Here is a 15,861-nt window from a genome sequence, read left to right on the forward strand (position 1 = left end):
TTTACACTGCCCCCTGCCATGCTCGCCTCTCCCCTGCCCCCCCACACGCTCTCCGTGGCGCCGATGATGGACTGGACGGATCGGCACTGCCGGGCCTTTCACCGCACCCTGACCCGGCGCACGCTGCTGTACACGGAAATGATCACCACAGGCGCGATCTTGCATGGAGACCGGGACCGACACCTGTCCTTCGGCGAGGCCGAGCATCCAGTGGCCCTGCAACTGGGGGGCAGCGACGCCTCTGCTCTAGCCGAATGCACCCGGATCGCCACGGACTACGGGTACGACGAGATCAATCTGAACTGCGGCTGTCCCAGCGACCGCGTCAGCAGCGGCTCATTCGGCGCGTGCCTGATGGCCTCGCCGGACGTGGTGGCCAGGGCAGTGGAAGCCATGCGCGGCGTAACCGCCTTGCCGGTGACGGTCAAACACCGCATCGGCATCGACGATCTGGACAGCTACGAACACCTGAGCCATTTTGTGCGGACCGTGGCCGCGTCGGGCTGCGAGACGTTCATCGTCCACGCGCGCAAGGCCTGGCTGTCGGGCCTGTCCCCTAAAGAGAATCGGGAGATTCCGCCGCTGCGCTATGACGTGGTCCGTCAGCTCAAGGCCGACTTTCCAGGGCTGACGGTCGTGCTGAACGGCGGGCTGCTGTCGCTGGACGCCGCCGCAGAGGCCCTGACCTGGGCCGACGGCGCGATGATCGGGCGGGCGGCGTACCAGACACCGTATCTGCTGGCGACGGCGGACCGCGACGTGTTCGGTGAGGAGGGGTCTCCGCCCACCCGCCGCGAGGCGATCACGGCTTTTCTGCCGTTCGTGGCCGCCGAACTGGAAGGGGGCCAGCCCCTCAACCGCATGATGAAGCACACGCTGGGCCTGTTTGCCGGACAGCCAGGGGCACGGCACTGGAAGCGCGTCCTGAGCGAGCAGGGCCATAAGCTTGGCGCGGGCCTCGAGGTGGTACGTGAGGCACTGGCCGGCGTGCCGGACGCGGTACTCGATGCCCGCCCCGAGACAACAACAAGTGGGGAATTGCAAGGGCTGGCCTGATGCAGCCTGCGGCCCATCGGGTCTACCTGAGCGTGATTGTGCCGCCAAAGGTAGCCGAGACATTGAACTGTTCGGGAAGGACCTCGTTGAAGCTACTGAGGTTCCCCGACATGGCCGTGATCCAGCTCTCGTAGTTTCCGGCAGGGACAGCGCTGCCCACCTTCAGTGTCGTCGGCAGTGTTGTGGCGTACACCGAGACATTCAGGGGATCTGTTCCCTGATTCAATTCCTGACCGCGCAGCACTGCGCTGCCCGACGGGCGGGGGCCAGCGAGCGAGGAGGTCTCCAGCCTGCGCTTCGACACATAGGCATACAGCCACCCGGCCTGCGCAGGAACCTCACCCGCGAAGGTGACCTCTCGCCCGCTGGTGCTTGCGGTGGCGCCGTTCACGAAACCAAGTACAGCCTCAGGGTCCGGCAGGGACGCCGTGGTCTCGTAGGTCACGCCGTTCTGCACCAGACTCGCGCGGTATTCGCCCGCCGGATATTTTGTGGCGTCCGTCTCCGCCCACCAGCAGGCCCGCTCTATGGCGTTCTGTGAAAGCGAGCAGCTCAGGCTTTCGCCGCCTGGAGCCGAGACAGTGTATGTGGAGGCCTGAATTTCTCCAGCTGCGCTTTCCGGGCGGTAGCGCACGACGATGAAGCGCCCGGGGGCAGCTCCGGCAGCCTGAAGATTCCACACGTAGGTTCCAACGGCCAGTTCCAGTCCGTACGTCGAGACCACCAGAGAGGCGCTCTTGCCCCCCGCACTGGCCGTGAGTTCCACCGGCCTGTCGGTGGCCGTGAGGCGTTTGACGGTCAGATTGCCCCGGGCATCCACCGCGATGACGTCCGGCTGACTGGAGGTGTAGGTCACGGCGCTGTTCAGCGCGTTGCCACTACTATCACGCACCACGGCGGTCAGCGAGGATGGTGCGCCGACGGACAGAGAGGTTGCACCATTCAATTCGAGGGCGGCGGCAGGAGGAGCCGTACCGCCCCCACAGGCGCTGAGAACGGCGGTCAGAAGCAGGGCGACGGGCAACAGTACTCTGGACATACGGGCTCCTTAAGGTCATCCAGCATAGAGCGCTCCAGACGGGCGCAGCACCCCCATTCCCCCTCCCCGTTGGGGGTACGGTAGACTGAATCTGGGGACAGCTGCACTATTGACGTCTTACCTTCCAGACACCACAGGACCGCCCATCATCCGTCCAGTCTGCATCCAAGCCAGCGTGCGATCCCTTCGGACACATGGCACTGATGGATGATGGGCGCAGTTGCGGGGAAGGTGGCACTTCAGCCCTCGGCCTCGGCCAGCGCGCGCTCAATCCGGCGGTCTGGGATGATCCAGCTCAGGCCCACGCCCAACAGCAGCAGACCCGCCGCATATGTCGCCGTCTGGCCCAGCAGGGGCAACAGCAGGGCCGCGGCGCAGGCTGCCGTGGACATCTTTTCTTTCAGGCCACCCTGCACGGCCTTTGCCAGCAGGATGTTGTGCTGGTCGGCACGGATCAGTGCCCCCTGAAGAAGGGCAAAAGCGACAGCGCACATCAGGAGATCGAAGGCATACACGCTGATCGGCGTGGAGGCAAAGTGACTCTCCCCCACCCAGGCCGTGAGCCAAGGTAGCAGCGAAAGCCAGAACAACAGGTGGAGATTGCCCCACAGCACCGAGCCATTGATCCGCTCAACGGCCTGAAACATATGGTGGTGGTTGTTCCAGTACACGCCAACGTACACGAAGCTGACGATATAGGCCAGGATCTTGGGCCAGTCCCTGAACAGGTCACCCAGCTCATGCCCCTCGGGCACGGCCAGTTCCAGCACCATGATCGTGATCACGATGGCCAGCACTCCATCCGAAAACGCCTCTACCCTGCCTTTGTTCATCTCCGCAGCTCCCCTGAAAGCGGCCCACCCTCCATCAATGACTGAGGCTTGCCTTCAAGGACAGCATAGGCTGTGTCCGCAACGCATAGGGAACTAAAAAAGCCAGCCCATTGGGGGCTGACTCTGCGAAATTGAGAACCGGGCGCGTGGCCACAGTGGGGGTGCCTCAGGCCGCGCCCACCTTCTCGGCAATGATGCCCTCGATGTACCCCACAACGCTTTTCAGGGGCACGCGGGTCAGAACGTCTTCCAGGAAGGCGGTAACCAGCATCTTCTCGGCCAGTTCCTGCCGGATGCCGCGCGAACGCAGGAAGAACAGTTGCTCCTCGTCCACCGGGCCAGTGGTGCTACCGTGGCTGCAGCGCACGTCGTTGGCGTTGATCTCCAGCTGCGGCACGCTGAAGTTACGGGCCTCGCTGGACAGCATCAGGGTGCGGTGCTTCTGGTAGGCGTCGGTTTTCTGTGCCCCCAGATCCACCTTGATCATTCCAGAGAACACGCCCACGCTCTGATCGTCGCCGACGCCCTTGTACAGCAGATCGCTGTAGGCGTTCGCGGCAGCGTGGTGCTGGAGGGTGTAGTGATCGAAGTGCTGGTCCTCGTTGGCAAAGTACAGCGCCAGCATCTCCGAGTTCGAGCCCTGACCCAGCAGGTGACTCTGCATTTCCGTGCGGCTCAGCGTGCCGCCCATCGTGACCACCAGGCTGTTGAGGGCAGCGTCCTTGCCCACCTGACCGCGCTGACGCTGGATGTGGGTCACGCCCTTGCCCCAGTTCTGGATGGACACGTAGCGCAGCCTAGCGCCGTCCTTGACGACCAGTTCCACCGCACCAATCGCGTAGGTGCCGGGCAGAGCCTCGGAGTCCTGTTCATCGATGAACGTGACCTGCGCGTTTTCCTCCGTCACCACCAGGGTGCGGGTGGCGGTGAAGGTCCCAGCCTCACTCATCACGCGGAAAGACCCCAGCGGGAGATCAACTTCCACGCCGCGCGGCACGTATACGAACGCGCCGTTGGTCCACAGGGCTGCGGCCAGCGCGGAGAACTTGCCTTCACTGGGGTCGGGGGACTTGCTGGGCGTGGTGCCAGGGGCGGCAATGGTCGTGTCGTCCGGCACTTCCGCCGGGACCACGCTGTAGAGGTACTGCTGCACCTTGTCGGCGTGCTGCTCCACTGCCGTCTTGAGGTCGGTGAAAATGACGCCCTTGGCGGCTAACTCGGCAGGCAGCTCGGTGCGGTAGACCACGTCGGGGCCATCCAGCACCAGGAACGCGCCCACGTCGGTGCCCTTCAGGCGCTTCTGCACGCTTTCGGGCAGCCTGGACACGTCGGAGACGACTTCGCGCTTGGGATGCGGCTGCAGCTGGCCGAAGTCCACATTGACCTGGGTGTACTTCCAGGCCTCCACGCCGCTGTGCGGGACTTCCAGCGTGTCGAACAGATCAAAGCTGGCCTTGCGCTTGGCGGTCAGCCACTCGGGGCCGCCGTGCTGGGAGAGTTGTTCGCTGAGTTGGGTCATGGGTCCTCCAGGGATTTAGAAGCTTGACTTAGCCGACAAAGGACTCGACTTCTAGAACAAAGCCGCCCGGTGTCTGAAAGTAGAAGGTCAGCCTTCCGTGGTTTTCGCTCGGAGGCGTGATGGTATGGCCGCCGTCCGTCAGTTGCTGGTAGATGGCGCGCACCTGTTCCGGCGTGTCCTGCAGAAAGCCGATGTGAAAGACCTTCGGGTACGTCACGTCCTTGGCCTTGAACACAGAGATGAGCGAGCCAGCATCGTCGCGCAGGAAGGCCATCCGATCATCCATCGGCATACCGTGGCCTGCTGGCCGCAACCCGAAGTAGGTCTGGAACAGTTCCACGGTGGCAGGCACGTCCGTTACGCCCAGGTTGATGTGGTTGAGTTTCAAGTCCTTCCTCCGTTGATTCCGCTCGATCTCATCCGAGATGCCAGAAATTCTGTTGCCGTTCTATTTTTTTGCTGGCTTGATGCCTATGCACTGGCGGGGAAAACCTCAGCCCGTTGCTCGGTCAGCTTCTTTCGACAGGAAGCGTAAAGGAACACCGGGCTCAGCGATTGCCCTGCCAGGGCCGCTATAAGCGGCAACAACAGTCCTAAAGCGGACGGACGTTCTGCCTGACTTGGAAGTCACGTCGGAGCGAAGACGTCAGGCACCTCCTCGCTCTTTAGGAGTCAAATCCGGGCGTAGTTCTCTAAGAGTCGACTTAGAGCCCTGCGACTCTCCGGTAAAAGGGGCCCTCCGGAGAACGTCAGCCATCTGACGATCAACGAGGGCCGTGTTTAACCTCAGCCGACGGAACCTTCCATCTCCAGTTCGATCAGCCTGTTCAGCTCCACCGCGTATTCCAGCGGCAGTTCCTTGGCAATCGGCTCGATAAAGCCGCGCACGATTAGCCCAGCCGCCTGGTCCTCGCTGAGGCCACGGCTCTGCAAATACAGGATCTGCTCGTCGTTGATCTTGGACACGGTGGCCTCATGGCCCACGCGAGCGGTCTTTTCCTCGATCTCGATGTATGGGTAGGTGTCAGTGCGGGCTTCCTCGTCCAGCAGCAGGGCATCGCACTCCACGTTGGTCTTGGCGTACCGGGCTCCTTCGTAGATCTTGACCAGACCACGGTAGCTGCTGCGCCCCGAATCCTTGGAAATCGACTTGGAGACGATCGAGCCGCTGGTGTGGGCCGCAAAGTGGACGATCTTGGCCCCGGCGTCCTGGTGCTGTCCGCGCCCGGCCATCGCAATGCTCAGCACCTCGCCGCGTGCGCCTTCCTCGAGCAGGTAGCAGGCGGGGTACTTCATGGTGACCTTGCTGCCCAGGTTGCCGTCCACCCATTCCATCACGCCGTTGCCGTACACGGCGGCGCGCTGGGTCACGAGGTTGTAGACGTTGTGGCTCCAGTTCTGGATGGTGCTGTAGCGGAAGCGCGCGCCCTCCTTGACCACGATCTCGATCACGCCGGAGTGGAAGGAATCCGACGAATACGACGGGGCGGTGCAGCCCTCAATGTAGTGGGCCTGCGCGCCCTCGTCGATGATGATCAGGGTGCGCTCGAACTGGCCGCTGCTCTCGGCATTGATGCGGAAGTACGTCTGCAGGGGGATATCCACCTTGACGCCCTTGGGCACGTACACGAACGAGCCGCCGCTCCAGACCGCGCTGTTGATCGCCGCGAACTTGTTGTCCTCAGGCGGCACGATGGTGGCGAAGTGCTCGCGGAACAGTTCCGGGTACTCCTTGAGGCCGTCCTCAATGCTCAGGAAGACGACGCCCAGCTTCTCCCACTCCTCCTTGAGGTTGTGGTACACCATCTCCGACTCGTACTGCGCGCCCACACCGGCCAGCGCGGCGCGTTCGGCCTCGGGGATGCCCAGGCGCTCGAAGGTGTTCTTGACGTCTTCCGGCACATCGTCCCAGGAACGGGCGTTCATGCCCTCAGGCTTGATGTAGTAGTAGATCTCGTCCAGATCGAGGCCGGAGAGATCGGCGCCCCACTCAGGCATCGGCTTGGAGTTGAAGATATCCAGCGCCTTGAGCCGGAAATCGAGCATCCACTGCGGCTCGTCCTTGGCCTTGGAGATCATCTCGACGACGTCGCGCCTCAGTCCCTTGGGGGCCTTGACAGCGTACTTCTCGGGGTTGCTCCAGCCGTACTCGTAGCTGGCGTTGATGTCATTGACTTCTGGATTGATGGTCATCTGAACTCCTTGAGGAGGTTTGAAGGGCTGGAGGGGCGAAGGGGTCAGACCCCTAGACGCCGTCTCAGGCCGTGGTCAATTCCTTGACCCAGTCGTAGCCCTGACTGTCGAGTTTCTTCGCCAGTTCGGGACCGCCGCTCTGCACAACCCTGCCTTCCACGATGATGTGAACCTTGTCGGGCACGATGTAGTCCAGCAGGCGCTGGTAGTGGGTGATGATCAGGCCGCCGAGGCCGGGGCCACGCATGGAGTTCACACCACGGGCGACGACTTTCAGGGCGTCCACGTCCAAGCCCGAATCGGTCTCGTCCATGATGATGTAGGTGGGTTCCAGCATCAGCATCTGCAGGATCTCATTGCGCTTCTTCTCGCCGCCGGAAAAGCCCGCGTTCAGGTAGCGCTCAACGATGCTCTCGTCCCAGTCCAAGGTCTTGAGGGAGGCCTGCAGCTTGCCGTAGAACTCGGTGAAGCTGACCTCTTCGCCCTCTGCCTTGCGGGCCTGCATGGCCAGGCGCAGGAAGTTGGCGATGGTGACGCCGGGAATCTCTACGGGGTACTGAAAGGCCAGGAACAGACCCAGACGGGCCCGCTCGTCAGGCTCCATCTCCAGGATGCTCACGCCGTCCACCAGAATGTCGCCGTCCGTGACGGTGTACTCGGGATCGCCCGCCATGACCTTGGCCAGCGTGCTCTTGCCGTTGCCGTTTGGCCCCATGACGGCGTGCAGTTCACCGCGCGGAATGGTCAGATCCACGCCCTTCAGAATGGGCAGATCGCCCACAGAGGCGTGCAGGTTGCGAATCTCGATCTGGTGCGGCTGTTCAGTCTGGGTCATACTGGGCTCCTTGTCAGAACTCTCTCTTGGGCAGCAGCAAGGCTGCTTCTTGAGAATGATTCCTACTTACCCTCCCATTTTAGTCCTTTGGCCCATTAAAGTCGAGTGCGCCACTAGGGATTGGAGAACTGTGAAAGCATGCTGTCCACCCCAGACGAACTGGGGGGGCCTGTGGCTGTCCGAGAGGATCCGAACAGCGGGCGCCCTGGCACCTGTGCCTGAATGCAATGAGGCGTCCGCAGGCCATTTTCATGCTTGTCACGCGCCCGCGTGCTACCCGTGTAGCCAATGAATGTCCTTGATCTCGCGCGCGCTGCCGGTCCACTGCTGTGGGTCCTGATTGCCCTGTCCTTATATGTGGTGTACCTGACTGTGGCGCGGGCACAGGCTCTGTCCCGGCTGGGCCGCAACGCCGATGCCCTGATCGAGCGGGCCCGGGCCGTCACGGCGGAAAGCGGCCCTGCGGCGGCGCTGGCCGAAGTGGACCGTGCGGGCCACCCTGCGCCCGCCGCCAACGTGCTGCGCGCCGGGCTGGGACGCGCGGACCGGGGCGTCGACGCTGCCGGGGCCGCCATGCAGTCCGCGCTGCTGGCCGAGGACACCCGGCTGTATGCCGGCCTGAGCGCGCTGGGCACCGCCGCCCAGATCGCGCCGCTGCTGGGGCTGCTGGGCACGGTCATCGGCATGGTGCGCTCCTTTTTAGTCTTCAGTTCCACCGCAGCGCCCACGCCCGCGCAACTGGCCACAGGCATCAGCGAGGCCCTGGTTAATACGGCGGGCGGCCTGATCGTGGCGATCATCGCCTACGTGGCCCGCAACGCCCTGCGCGCCCGCGCGGACCGCATTGCCGTAGCTGCCGAACGGGTGCGCGAGGACCTGCCCGGCTGGCTGGCCCGGCCCGAAAGCCGCCCACGCCCCGAAGCCCGTCTGTCCAGGGCACAGGAGTACAGGGACCAGAACTACGACGCACAGCTCTACCGGGACCACGAACGCGGCACACAGCCGCAGCAGGCGGGTTTGACCCCGGTGCTGGCCTTCGATTTTGACGAGGCAAGCGAGAAGACCAGGGCCATCAGCAGTGGCCCGAACAACACGGGAGTGTTTCGCACCACGACTCCAGCGAAGTCCGCTCCTGCGGCCCGCAGCGACGGCACGGGTAAGGGCCAATGACCCGTGCCCAGGGCCGTCGCCGGATGCGGGACAGCGGGGACGGCGTGACCTTCGACTTCGCGCCGATGGTGGACGTAGTGCTGCTGCTGCTGATCTTCTTCTTCCTGACCAGTAGTCTGGGCGCCCGCCAGAACGCGTTGCCGCTGGACCTGCCCCGCGCCAGCACCACCGTGCAGGAAACCCCGGCCCTGCCCATCGTGAGTGTGGACCGTGCTGGGAAGCTGTTTCTGAACGGCCAGGAAACCACCCTGACCAAGCTGAGCGCTCAACTGAAGCCCCTGCTGAGCACCTCAGGCGGCGTGGTGGGCCTGCGCGCAGACGAGCGCGGCAGCTACGGCACGGTGGTGCGCGTGATGGACGTGATCAAAAAAGCAGGCGGCGAACGCTTGGCGCTGGGCACGAGGCCCAGCGAGTGACATGACCACTTCCCCACCCCCACGGACCGCCTCGGGATTCTCCACCGAGGGCCTCGAACGTTACCGCGCGCTGGCGGCCACCATCGGGATCCACGCGGCGCTGTTCACCGGCCTGTTGCTGCTGCGCCCCGGCACGCCGGACGCGCTGCAACCTCCGCCCGATCCCCTGCGGACGCCGCTGGAAGTCGTGACGCTGGCCCCCCCGCCGGATTCGGTGCCCGTGCAGGCCAGCGCGCCATTGACGCAGAAGCCAGTTCCAGTCAAGCCGCCAGCCGTCCCCAAGCCGGTGACGCCCAAACCCGTGACGGCCAAGCCAGTCACACCGCCGAAGCCTACGCCTGCCCAGACCAAACCAGCGCCTGCTCCAGAGCCTGCACCCACGCCTAAACCAGCCCCGATACCCCAGCCCGCACCGCCGCCCACGCCCACCCCGGCCCCGGCAGCCCGGCCCTCGCCGCCCCCTGCGCAGGTCAGAGCGCCCTCACCCGCGCCGAGCCCCGAACCGGCCCAGGCACCTGTAGAGACGCCCGTACCAACGAAGCCAGCGGCGGCCCCAGCAGCGCAGGCGCCGGTCACCCCACAACCTGAGGCACCTGCCCCGGTTCGCACTCCAGCCCAGCCCGCGCCGCAGCCAACCCCAGCCGAGAGAACGCCCGTGCCCCAGCCGACCCCCGAGGCCCCCGCTCCGGCCCGCACGGCGGCCACCGCGCCCACCACGCCGTCTCCACAACCTGCCCCTGAGATCGCTCCGGAACGGGTGGCCACGCCGCAGGTGGGCAGCGTCGAGCCGCAGACCCGCACCGCCCCGGACGCGCCAGCCGAACCGGTGCAGGCTGCGCCCGCTGCCCCCGCACCTCAACCGGAGGCCGTGACTGCCCTGCCCCGCCGTGAGGACGCCGCGCCCCCTGTGCCAGAGGTCAGCACACCTGCGGCCAGTGCCCCGGCCAGGGAACAGACCGCGCCAGAAACCCCTGCCACGGCGCGGTCCACCGCCCAGACGCCTGCTGCCCAGACGCCAGCGGAAGCTGCGCCCGGAGCGATAGCACGGAGCGACAGCACGGAGCCGGTGGCCGCCATTCCGGCCCGTCCACAGGTCAGCGCTCCGCCCCAGGCCAGCGCCCCCGCCGCCCCCGTCACGGCCCGCGAAACGCCCCTCCCGGTGGCCCCACGCGCCGAGGCGGGACGGGCCGGAGCCGCGACGAATACCCCAGCCACCGATCTGTCCGCCCCGGTGGCTGCGCGCCCCAGCCGCACGCCCATTCCGGCAGCGCCCGCCACACCCGCCGGGACGGAGCGTACGACCCCGGCAGCCAGTTCACAGGGCAGCGCTCCCGTCGCTGCCACGCCCGCCCGCACCCCGGTCCCGGCGGCCCCCGCGCCGGTAGCCGGCAGTGGGGCAGCAGCCAGCGGCCAGAGCAGCACCCCCGTCACCCCCCGGCCTAGCGAGGCAGCGGGTACGGGAACAGGCAGCGCCACCGCGCCCGGCAGTGCTGTCGAAGCGCCCTCGCGGGGAACGTCAGACAGCGGCGGGGCCACGCCCGGCGCACCCGCCGCACCCCGCGAATCGGCAGGAGGCACAGGCAGCGGGACCGGGGGCAGCCCCGAGACTGGCACGCCCGTCAGCGGACGCGGCGGCGATGCCGGCCAGCCCGGCTCCGGTCAGGACGGCAGCAGCCAGGGCGGAAGTGGCACGGCCCCGGCAGCCTCACGTCCGGGTGCAGCTGGCGGAGGCACCACTGGCAGCAGCGGTGGTGGCGCGAGCGATGACGGCGGCGTCACAGCCCGTGCTGGCGGTGGCGGCGGCGGGACCGGAGGCAGCGAGGACCGCCTGCTGAACTGCACGGTGGTGGTGGACGTGCGCGGGTTCGCCAGTTTCCAGCGCGCCCAGTCCAGCTTCGTGTTCGATCAGGCGGGCAAGCAGGTCTGGCCGGACGCCGCGCTGATCCAGGGAGTGAGCAGCCAGCTGGTTCAGGAAGGCAACCTGCAGACCTATATCACCAGCGAAGCTCAAATCGGAGATTTCAAGAACGTCACGCGCGTCAAGGCTCAGGCTGTTCAGCCCACCAAATTTGCCCCAACCAGCAACTACATCACGGACGCCGTGCTGTCCGCCGCCGCCGCCGCCCAGTTCCGCTCGGCGGGTCAGGCGTGCCGAGTGGTGTACCTCAAGAGTTGAGGGCTGGCGCCGGCAGGCTCCGCCCAGTGTCCCTGCATCAGTTCCACGTCAACCACAAGTCTCTAAATGGAGTGCAGTATGCGTAAACCCACCCACCTGATGGCCCTGCTCATTTCGTTGCCCCTGCTGTCCGGCCCGGCGCTGGCCTGGGTGCCTCAACTGGAAGAAACTGTCGCCAAGAACGTGATTGACGGCGCGTATGGGCGCCGCGCTCCGGTCCCGACATTTCTGACGGTGGACCTGGGGGTCAAGGACGGTCAGTTCGTGGCCGGGCCGAATGCTGTCACCGCCTACATGGGTGGCCCCACCTGTGTGGACGGCTGGCTGGCCGCCCCCACCGACTATGCGGCAGGCAGTCGCCCCGCCGCCGTGACCGTCAGCGGGCAGGCCGATCAGTTGTTCTTCCAGGCCCAGGACGCCCGCGACTCCTTCAAGAATCTGAGCCTCAAAGAGGCGCTGGGCACGGAGTACACCAGCAAACGGCTGCCCAACGGCGAATTGCGGGTGGACGTGGCTGTGCGCGGCCTGCCCACCGAACAGGCCCGCAGCGCCTATCTGGTGAGATTGAAGGGCAAGGACGGCGCACTGGTGCCGCCGGTGCGGTCCACCTACGTCAATGACTGGAAGCCGATGGGGGCCCAGGCTGCAGCTCCTGCGACGGCAACAACAGCTTCAACCACCACGACGGCCCCTGCAACAGCCACCCCGACCACCGGGCCGTACCAGGGCACCCTGGTCTATTACTTCGAACCCCTCAAGGCCGGATTGGGCGCCGGGGACAAGATGAACCTGCTGATCAAGACCGAGGCCGACACCGACTGCGCTTACAGCGTGGCGGTGGACCTGAGCAAGTTCCAGTAAGCGCAACCGAATCTTCTTAATGCCTCCTCCCCGTCGGGTGGAGGTTTTCTTCTGGGACGCCCGCCACTTTGCACAAACCCCTAAAATCCCGGGTGTGCCCTCCTTTCCCCTTCTGGCCGTGGACATCGGCAACACCAGCACTGTGCTGGGCCTCGCGGATGAAACGCAGAGTCTGACCCACACCTGGCGCGTGCGGACCAACCGCGAGTCGCTGCCCGACGATCTGGCCCTGCAACTGCACGGTCTGTTCTCCGTGGCCGGGGCCCAGGTGCCGCGTTCGGCGATCCTCAGCAGCGTGGCCCCCCCGGTGGGCGAGAATTACGCGCTAGCGCTGCGACGGCATTACGGTGTGGAGGCGTTCAGCGTCTCGGCCCTGACGCTGCCCGACGTGTCCGTAGAATTGGACACGCCCGACGCCGTGGGCGCAGACCGCCTGTGCAACCTCTTTGGCGCGGAAAAGTACCTGGGGCGCCAGGATTACGCCGTGGTGGTGGATTTCGGCACCAGCACCAACTTCGACGTGATCGGGCGCGGACGGCGTTTCATCGGCGGCATTCTGGCCACTGGAGCGCAGGTCAGCGCCGACGCCCTGTTCGCCCGCGCCGCCAAGCTGCCGCGCATCACGCTGGAGGCCCCGTCCAGCGCCATCGGCAAGAACACCGTCCATGCCCTGCAATCCGGTCTGGTGTACGGCTACGCCGAGATGGTGGACGGCCTGCTGCGCCGCATCCGCGCCGAACTCCCGGCTCCTGCCGTCGCCATCGCCACCGGGGGGTTTGCCCGCACCGTCGAGGGCATCTGCCGCGAGATCGACTATTACGACGAGACCCTCACCCTGCGGGGACTGGTGGAGGTGTGGGCGAGCCGGTAAGGGGCCTGTGGGGGCAGTGAGGGCCACAGGCCACTCCACACCCCCATTCCGCATTACCCTGTCCGCCATGACCACTATTCCAGACCGCATCATCAGCCTGCTGCCCAGCGCCACGGATCTGCTGTTCGATCTGGGACTGGGCGCACGGGTGGCCGGGGTCAGCCACTCGTGTGACCATCCGGGAGTGGCAGGGCTGCCGATTCTGACGCGCTCTATCGTCGATTCGGGCGCCTCCCAGGCCGAGATCGACCGCGCCGTGAGCGAGGCGGTTCGTGCGGGCCAGGCCCTGTACACCGTGGACGGCGAATTGCTGGACGCCATCGATCCAGGCTTAGTGGTCACCCAGGGCGTCTGTGAGGTCTGCGCGGTCACACCGGGAACGATCGAGGCGGCGGTGCGTTTCCTGCCCGGCTGTCTGCCTGCCGCACAGGTCCTGAGTCTGGAAGGCCGCAGCTTCGCCGGGATTCTGGACGATCTCCGGGTGCTGGCCGCAGCGGCGGGTGTAGCAGAGCTGGGCGAGCAGCTGGCCGACGCCGCACAAGCACGGTGGGACGCCATCAAGCCCGTCCAGACTGCGCCCCGCGTACTGACGCTGGAATGGGTGGACCCGCCCTTCTACGGCGGTCACTGGGTCCCCGAACAGGTCATCCGGGCAGGCGGCGTGAACGTGCTGGGCGCGGCAGGGATCGACAGCGGGCGCACGGACTGGGCCGCGATCACTGTCCTTGATCCGGACGTGATCGTGGTGATGTGTTGCGGCTTCGGGCTGACACAGAACGCCGCCTTCGCCCGCGACCTGCTGCAACGCACCGATTTACGGGCGGTGTGCAGCGGTCAGGTGTGGGCGGGGGACGCCAATGCCTCCTTCTCCCGTCCGGCCCTGGGGGTGGTGCGCGGCGCGGAGGTGCTGGCCGAACTGCTGCGCGGCCACGAGTGTGCGGGGGAAAGCGTGCGGCTGAGCCTGTAGGCCGCGGCGGGCGGGGGACGCGCTGAAGATCAGCGCGTCCCCCGCCCCATTGCCTGCTTCCCCACCCCGCGCTAGACCCCCAGCGCCAGAATGACCTTATGGATCGCCCAGCCCAGCGCGATGCACGTCGGAATGGTGAACACCCAGGCGCTGACGATCTTTCCAGCCACCTGCCACTTGACCTTCTTGAAGCCCTTGGTGGTGCCCACACCCATGATTGCGGTGCTGATGGTGTGCGTGGTGCTGACCGGGATGCCCAGGCGGCTGGCAGTCTCGATGATCAGCGCGGCGCTGGTCTCGGCCACGAAGCCGTCCACGGGTTTCAGGTCCACCACCTTGAATCCCATCGTCTTGATGATGCGCCAGCCCCCGATAGCGGTGCCCAGGCCCATCGCCGTGGCTGCCGACAGGATTACCCACAGCGGCACGGTGTCGATCTGCGTGCCAAAGTAAGCGCTGAGAGCGAAGGTGATGATGCCCATCGTCTTCTGCGCGTCGTTGCCGCCGTGCGAGAAGGCCATAAAGGCGGCGCTGAAGATCTGCGCCCAGCGAAAGGTGCGTGTAACGGTGCGCGGCCTCATCCAGCGCAACACCAGCCAGGAGAGCAGGAACATCAACAGGATGGGAATCACAAAGCCCAGCGCCGGACTCGTGATCAGGCCGGTCAGGGTTTTCTGAACCCCTTTGGGAATGATGATGCCCCAACCCCCAGCGGCCACGCCCGCACCCACCAGGCTGAAAATCAGGGCGTGGCTGGAGCTGCTCGGCAGGCCCTTCCACCACGTGAACAGGTTCCAGCCGATGGCGCTGATCAGCGCCGCGCCCACCAGCTCCAGCGTGGCGAACTCCTGCGGCACGATGTCCGAGCTGACGGTCTTGGCCACTGCCGTGCCGGTCAGCGCGCCCACCACGTTCAGCACGGCGGACATGGCGATGGCCTGGGCAGGTGTCAGGACCCGCGTGGCCACCGACGTGGCGATGGCGTTGGCGGTGTCGTGAAAACCGTTGATGAAGTCGAAAATCAGCGCCAGCGCGACGATGACCAGCAGGCCAATAAATGCGGGTTCCATGGCCCGTGACCTAAGCGTTCTTCAGGAGAATGCTCTCCACAGTCTTGGCAACACGCTGCGCCTGATCGCTGGCGTTCTCAATCAAGTCCACGATCTCACCGCTGCGCATGGCGAGGATCATGCCCGGTACGTCGGTGACGCCATCATACAGGGTGCGCTGCACCTCGTCACTGATGGTGTCGCCCTCGTCCTCCAGCGCCCGAATCTGCTCGGCAATCTTGGCCAGCTGGCCCACCTTGCCCGCGTCCTCGATCAGCGGCATCCCCTGGGCCAGCAGCGCGCACTGCGCCTCCACCACCCGCGCCAGCGCGGCCATCTGCGGCAGGGGCTGCTGGATGCGGTACAGGCTGAGCTTGCGGGCAGCGTCCTCCATATCGTCGACCAGATCGTCCAGTTCGTCGTTCAGGGCGATGATGTCCTCCCGGTCAAACGGCACGATGAAGGACTCGGCCAGCAGGTTGGTGACCTCGCGGCTCAGACGATCCCCAACATGTTCCAGATCGCGGACGCGCTGAACCTTGGCTTCTACCTCGGTGTAGTTTTCCAGCAAGTCCACCAGCGCCTGGGCAGTGGCGTGGGCGTTGCGGGCGGCCTCGGCGAAGCGGGCACTGAACCTGGGGTTGCTGGGCATGAATTTAGACAGAACCATGACAAATCCTCCGTATTGTCCCCTGTTATGTCATGGAATTGTCAGGCAGGCTCAACAGGGTGTGGGGGCTAGCCCGATTGATGGCAGCCCCCGCTCTGTCCAACGGTCAACCCTTCAATTCACGCCTGAGGATATGCCGGCTGGCAGGCAGACCTTCTTCTCAGGGCCTCCCTGCCAGCCGCACAACAGAACCTGGAAAGGAGTCG

14 protein-coding genes and 1 pseudogene are annotated in these 15,861 nt (G+C 65.6%); 7 read left to right on the forward strand and 8 right to left on the reverse strand.

Annotated features, from left to right (window positions below; all coding sequences use genetic code 11):
- Positions 1-18: 18 nt before the first annotated feature.
- Positions 19-1,056 carry a tRNA dihydrouridine(20/20a) synthase DusA gene (gene dusA / locus HNQ08_RS01730; RefSeq protein WP_184127359.1) on the forward strand — a complete coding sequence of 346 codons (1,038 nt, stop codon included), beginning with the start codon at positions 19-21 and terminating at the stop codon, positions 1,054-1,056.
- A gap of 22 nt (positions 1,057-1,078) precedes the next feature.
- Here dusA and HNQ08_RS01735 read toward each other — a convergent pair whose 3' ends face one another.
- The 6 genes from HNQ08_RS01735 to sufC all read right to left on the reverse strand — a co-directional run bounded on the left by HNQ08_RS01735 (position 1,079) and on the right by sufC (position 7,475).
- Entirely contained in the window at positions 1,079-2,095 is a 1,017-nt protein-coding gene (locus HNQ08_RS01735) for a hypothetical protein (protein ID WP_184127360.1), read from the reverse strand.
- Between the two features lie 239 nt (positions 2,096-2,334).
- Positions 2,335-2,928, reverse strand: a complete 594-nt coding sequence (locus HNQ08_RS01740; protein ID WP_184127361.1) for a TMEM175 family protein — start codon at positions 2,926-2,928, stop codon at positions 2,335-2,337.
- Positions 2,929-3,094: 166 nt separating this feature from the next.
- Complete coding sequence (gene sufD / locus HNQ08_RS01745) at positions 3,095-4,447, reverse strand: Fe-S cluster assembly protein SufD (protein ID WP_184127362.1); 1,353 nt, start codon at positions 4,445-4,447, stop codon at positions 3,095-3,097.
- 28 nt (positions 4,448-4,475) lie between these two features.
- Positions 4,476-4,835, reverse strand: coding sequence for a VOC family protein (locus HNQ08_RS01750; RefSeq protein ID WP_184127363.1), 360 nt, complete (start codon positions 4,833-4,835; stop codon positions 4,476-4,478).
- A 398-nt stretch (positions 4,836-5,233) separates the two neighbouring features.
- Positions 5,234-6,640 (reverse strand): Fe-S cluster assembly protein SufB, encoded by a 1,407-nt coding sequence (gene sufB / locus HNQ08_RS01755; RefSeq protein WP_184127364.1) that lies wholly within the window; start codon positions 6,638-6,640, stop codon positions 5,234-5,236.
- 64 nt (positions 6,641-6,704) lie between these two features.
- Entirely contained in the window at positions 6,705-7,475 is a 771-nt protein-coding gene (gene sufC, locus HNQ08_RS01760) for a Fe-S cluster assembly ATPase SufC (protein ID WP_184127365.1), read from the reverse strand.
- 288 nt (positions 7,476-7,763) lie between these two features.
- Between sufC and HNQ08_RS01765 the strand changes: the two are divergent.
- From HNQ08_RS01765 to HNQ08_RS01790, 6 genes and pseudogenes are all read left to right on the forward strand, one after another.
- Positions 7,764-8,393: pseudogene (locus HNQ08_RS01765) on the forward strand (MotA/TolQ/ExbB proton channel family protein); the annotation flags it as partial.
- A 248-nt stretch (positions 8,394-8,641) separates the two neighbouring features.
- Positions 8,642-9,061, forward strand: coding sequence for an ExbD/TolR family protein (locus HNQ08_RS01770; RefSeq protein ID WP_184127366.1), 420 nt, complete (start codon positions 8,642-8,644; stop codon positions 9,059-9,061).
- Between the two features lies 1 nt (position 9,062).
- Complete coding sequence (locus tag HNQ08_RS01775) at positions 9,063-11,237, forward strand: hypothetical protein (protein ID WP_184127367.1); 2,175 nt, start codon at positions 9,063-9,065, stop codon at positions 11,235-11,237.
- Between the two features lie 78 nt (positions 11,238-11,315).
- Positions 11,316-12,098, forward strand: a complete 783-nt coding sequence (locus tag HNQ08_RS01780) for a hypothetical protein (RefSeq protein WP_184127368.1) — start codon at positions 11,316-11,318, stop codon at positions 12,096-12,098.
- Between the two features lie 94 nt (positions 12,099-12,192).
- Positions 12,193-12,969: a type III pantothenate kinase gene (locus tag HNQ08_RS01785; protein ID WP_184127369.1), complete on the forward strand. Its 777-nt coding sequence runs from the start codon at positions 12,193-12,195 to the stop codon at positions 12,967-12,969.
- Positions 12,970-13,036: 67 nt separating this feature from the next.
- On the forward strand, positions 13,037-13,936 hold the full coding sequence (locus HNQ08_RS01790; protein ID WP_184127370.1) for a TroA family protein: 900 nt from the start codon (positions 13,037-13,039) through the stop codon (positions 13,934-13,936).
- Between the two features lie 71 nt (positions 13,937-14,007).
- Here the strand turns inward: HNQ08_RS01790 and HNQ08_RS01795 are convergent, their stop codons facing one another.
- Positions 14,008-15,006 (reverse strand): inorganic phosphate transporter, encoded by a 999-nt coding sequence (locus tag HNQ08_RS01795; protein WP_184127371.1) that lies wholly within the window; start codon positions 15,004-15,006, stop codon positions 14,008-14,010.
- A 10-nt stretch (positions 15,007-15,016) separates the two neighbouring features.
- On the reverse strand, positions 15,017-15,655 hold the full coding sequence (locus HNQ08_RS01800) for a DUF47 domain-containing protein (protein WP_184127372.1): 639 nt from the start codon (positions 15,653-15,655) through the stop codon (positions 15,017-15,019).
- Positions 15,656-15,861 lie beyond the last annotated feature (206 nt).

Origin of the sequence: Deinococcus humi (assembly GCF_014201875.1) — a bacterium.
In the GTDB taxonomy this organism is placed as follows: Bacteria; Deinococcota; Deinococci; order Deinococcales; family Deinococcaceae; genus Deinococcus; species Deinococcus humi.

Excerpts from the sequence above, each read along its gene's own strand:
- dusA (WP_184127359.1), top strand. The coding sequence starts at position 19 with ATGCTCGCCTCTCCCCTGCCCCCCCACACGCTCTCCGTGGCGCCGATG.
- HNQ08_RS01735 (WP_184127360.1), bottom strand. The coding sequence starts at position 2,095 with ATGTCCAGAGTACTGTTGCCCGTCGCCCTGCTTCTGACCGCCGTTCTC.
- HNQ08_RS01740 (WP_184127361.1), bottom strand. The coding sequence starts at position 2,928 with ATGAACAAAGGCAGGGTAGAGGCGTTTTCGGATGGAGTGCTGGCCATC.
- sufD (WP_184127362.1), bottom strand. The coding sequence starts at position 4,447 with ATGACCCAACTCAGCGAACAACTCTCCCAGCACGGCGGCCCCGAGTGG.
- sufB (WP_184127364.1), bottom strand. The coding sequence starts at position 6,640 with ATGACCATCAATCCAGAAGTCAATGACATCAACGCCAGCTACGAGTAC.
- sufC (WP_184127365.1), bottom strand. The coding sequence starts at position 7,475 with ATGACCCAGACTGAACAGCCGCACCAGATCGAGATTCGCAACCTGCAC.
- HNQ08_RS01770 (WP_184127366.1), top strand. The coding sequence starts at position 8,642 with ATGACCCGTGCCCAGGGCCGTCGCCGGATGCGGGACAGCGGGGACGGC.
- HNQ08_RS01775 (WP_184127367.1), top strand. The coding sequence starts at position 9,063 with ATGACCACTTCCCCACCCCCACGGACCGCCTCGGGATTCTCCACCGAG.
- HNQ08_RS01780 (WP_184127368.1), top strand. The coding sequence starts at position 11,316 with ATGCGTAAACCCACCCACCTGATGGCCCTGCTCATTTCGTTGCCCCTG.
- HNQ08_RS01790 (WP_184127370.1), top strand. The coding sequence starts at position 13,037 with ATGACCACTATTCCAGACCGCATCATCAGCCTGCTGCCCAGCGCCACG.
- HNQ08_RS01795 (WP_184127371.1), bottom strand. The coding sequence starts at position 15,006 with ATGGAACCCGCATTTATTGGCCTGCTGGTCATCGTCGCGCTGGCGCTG.
- HNQ08_RS01800 (WP_184127372.1), bottom strand. The coding sequence starts at position 15,655 with ATGGTTCTGTCTAAATTCATGCCCAGCAACCCCAGGTTCAGTGCCCGC.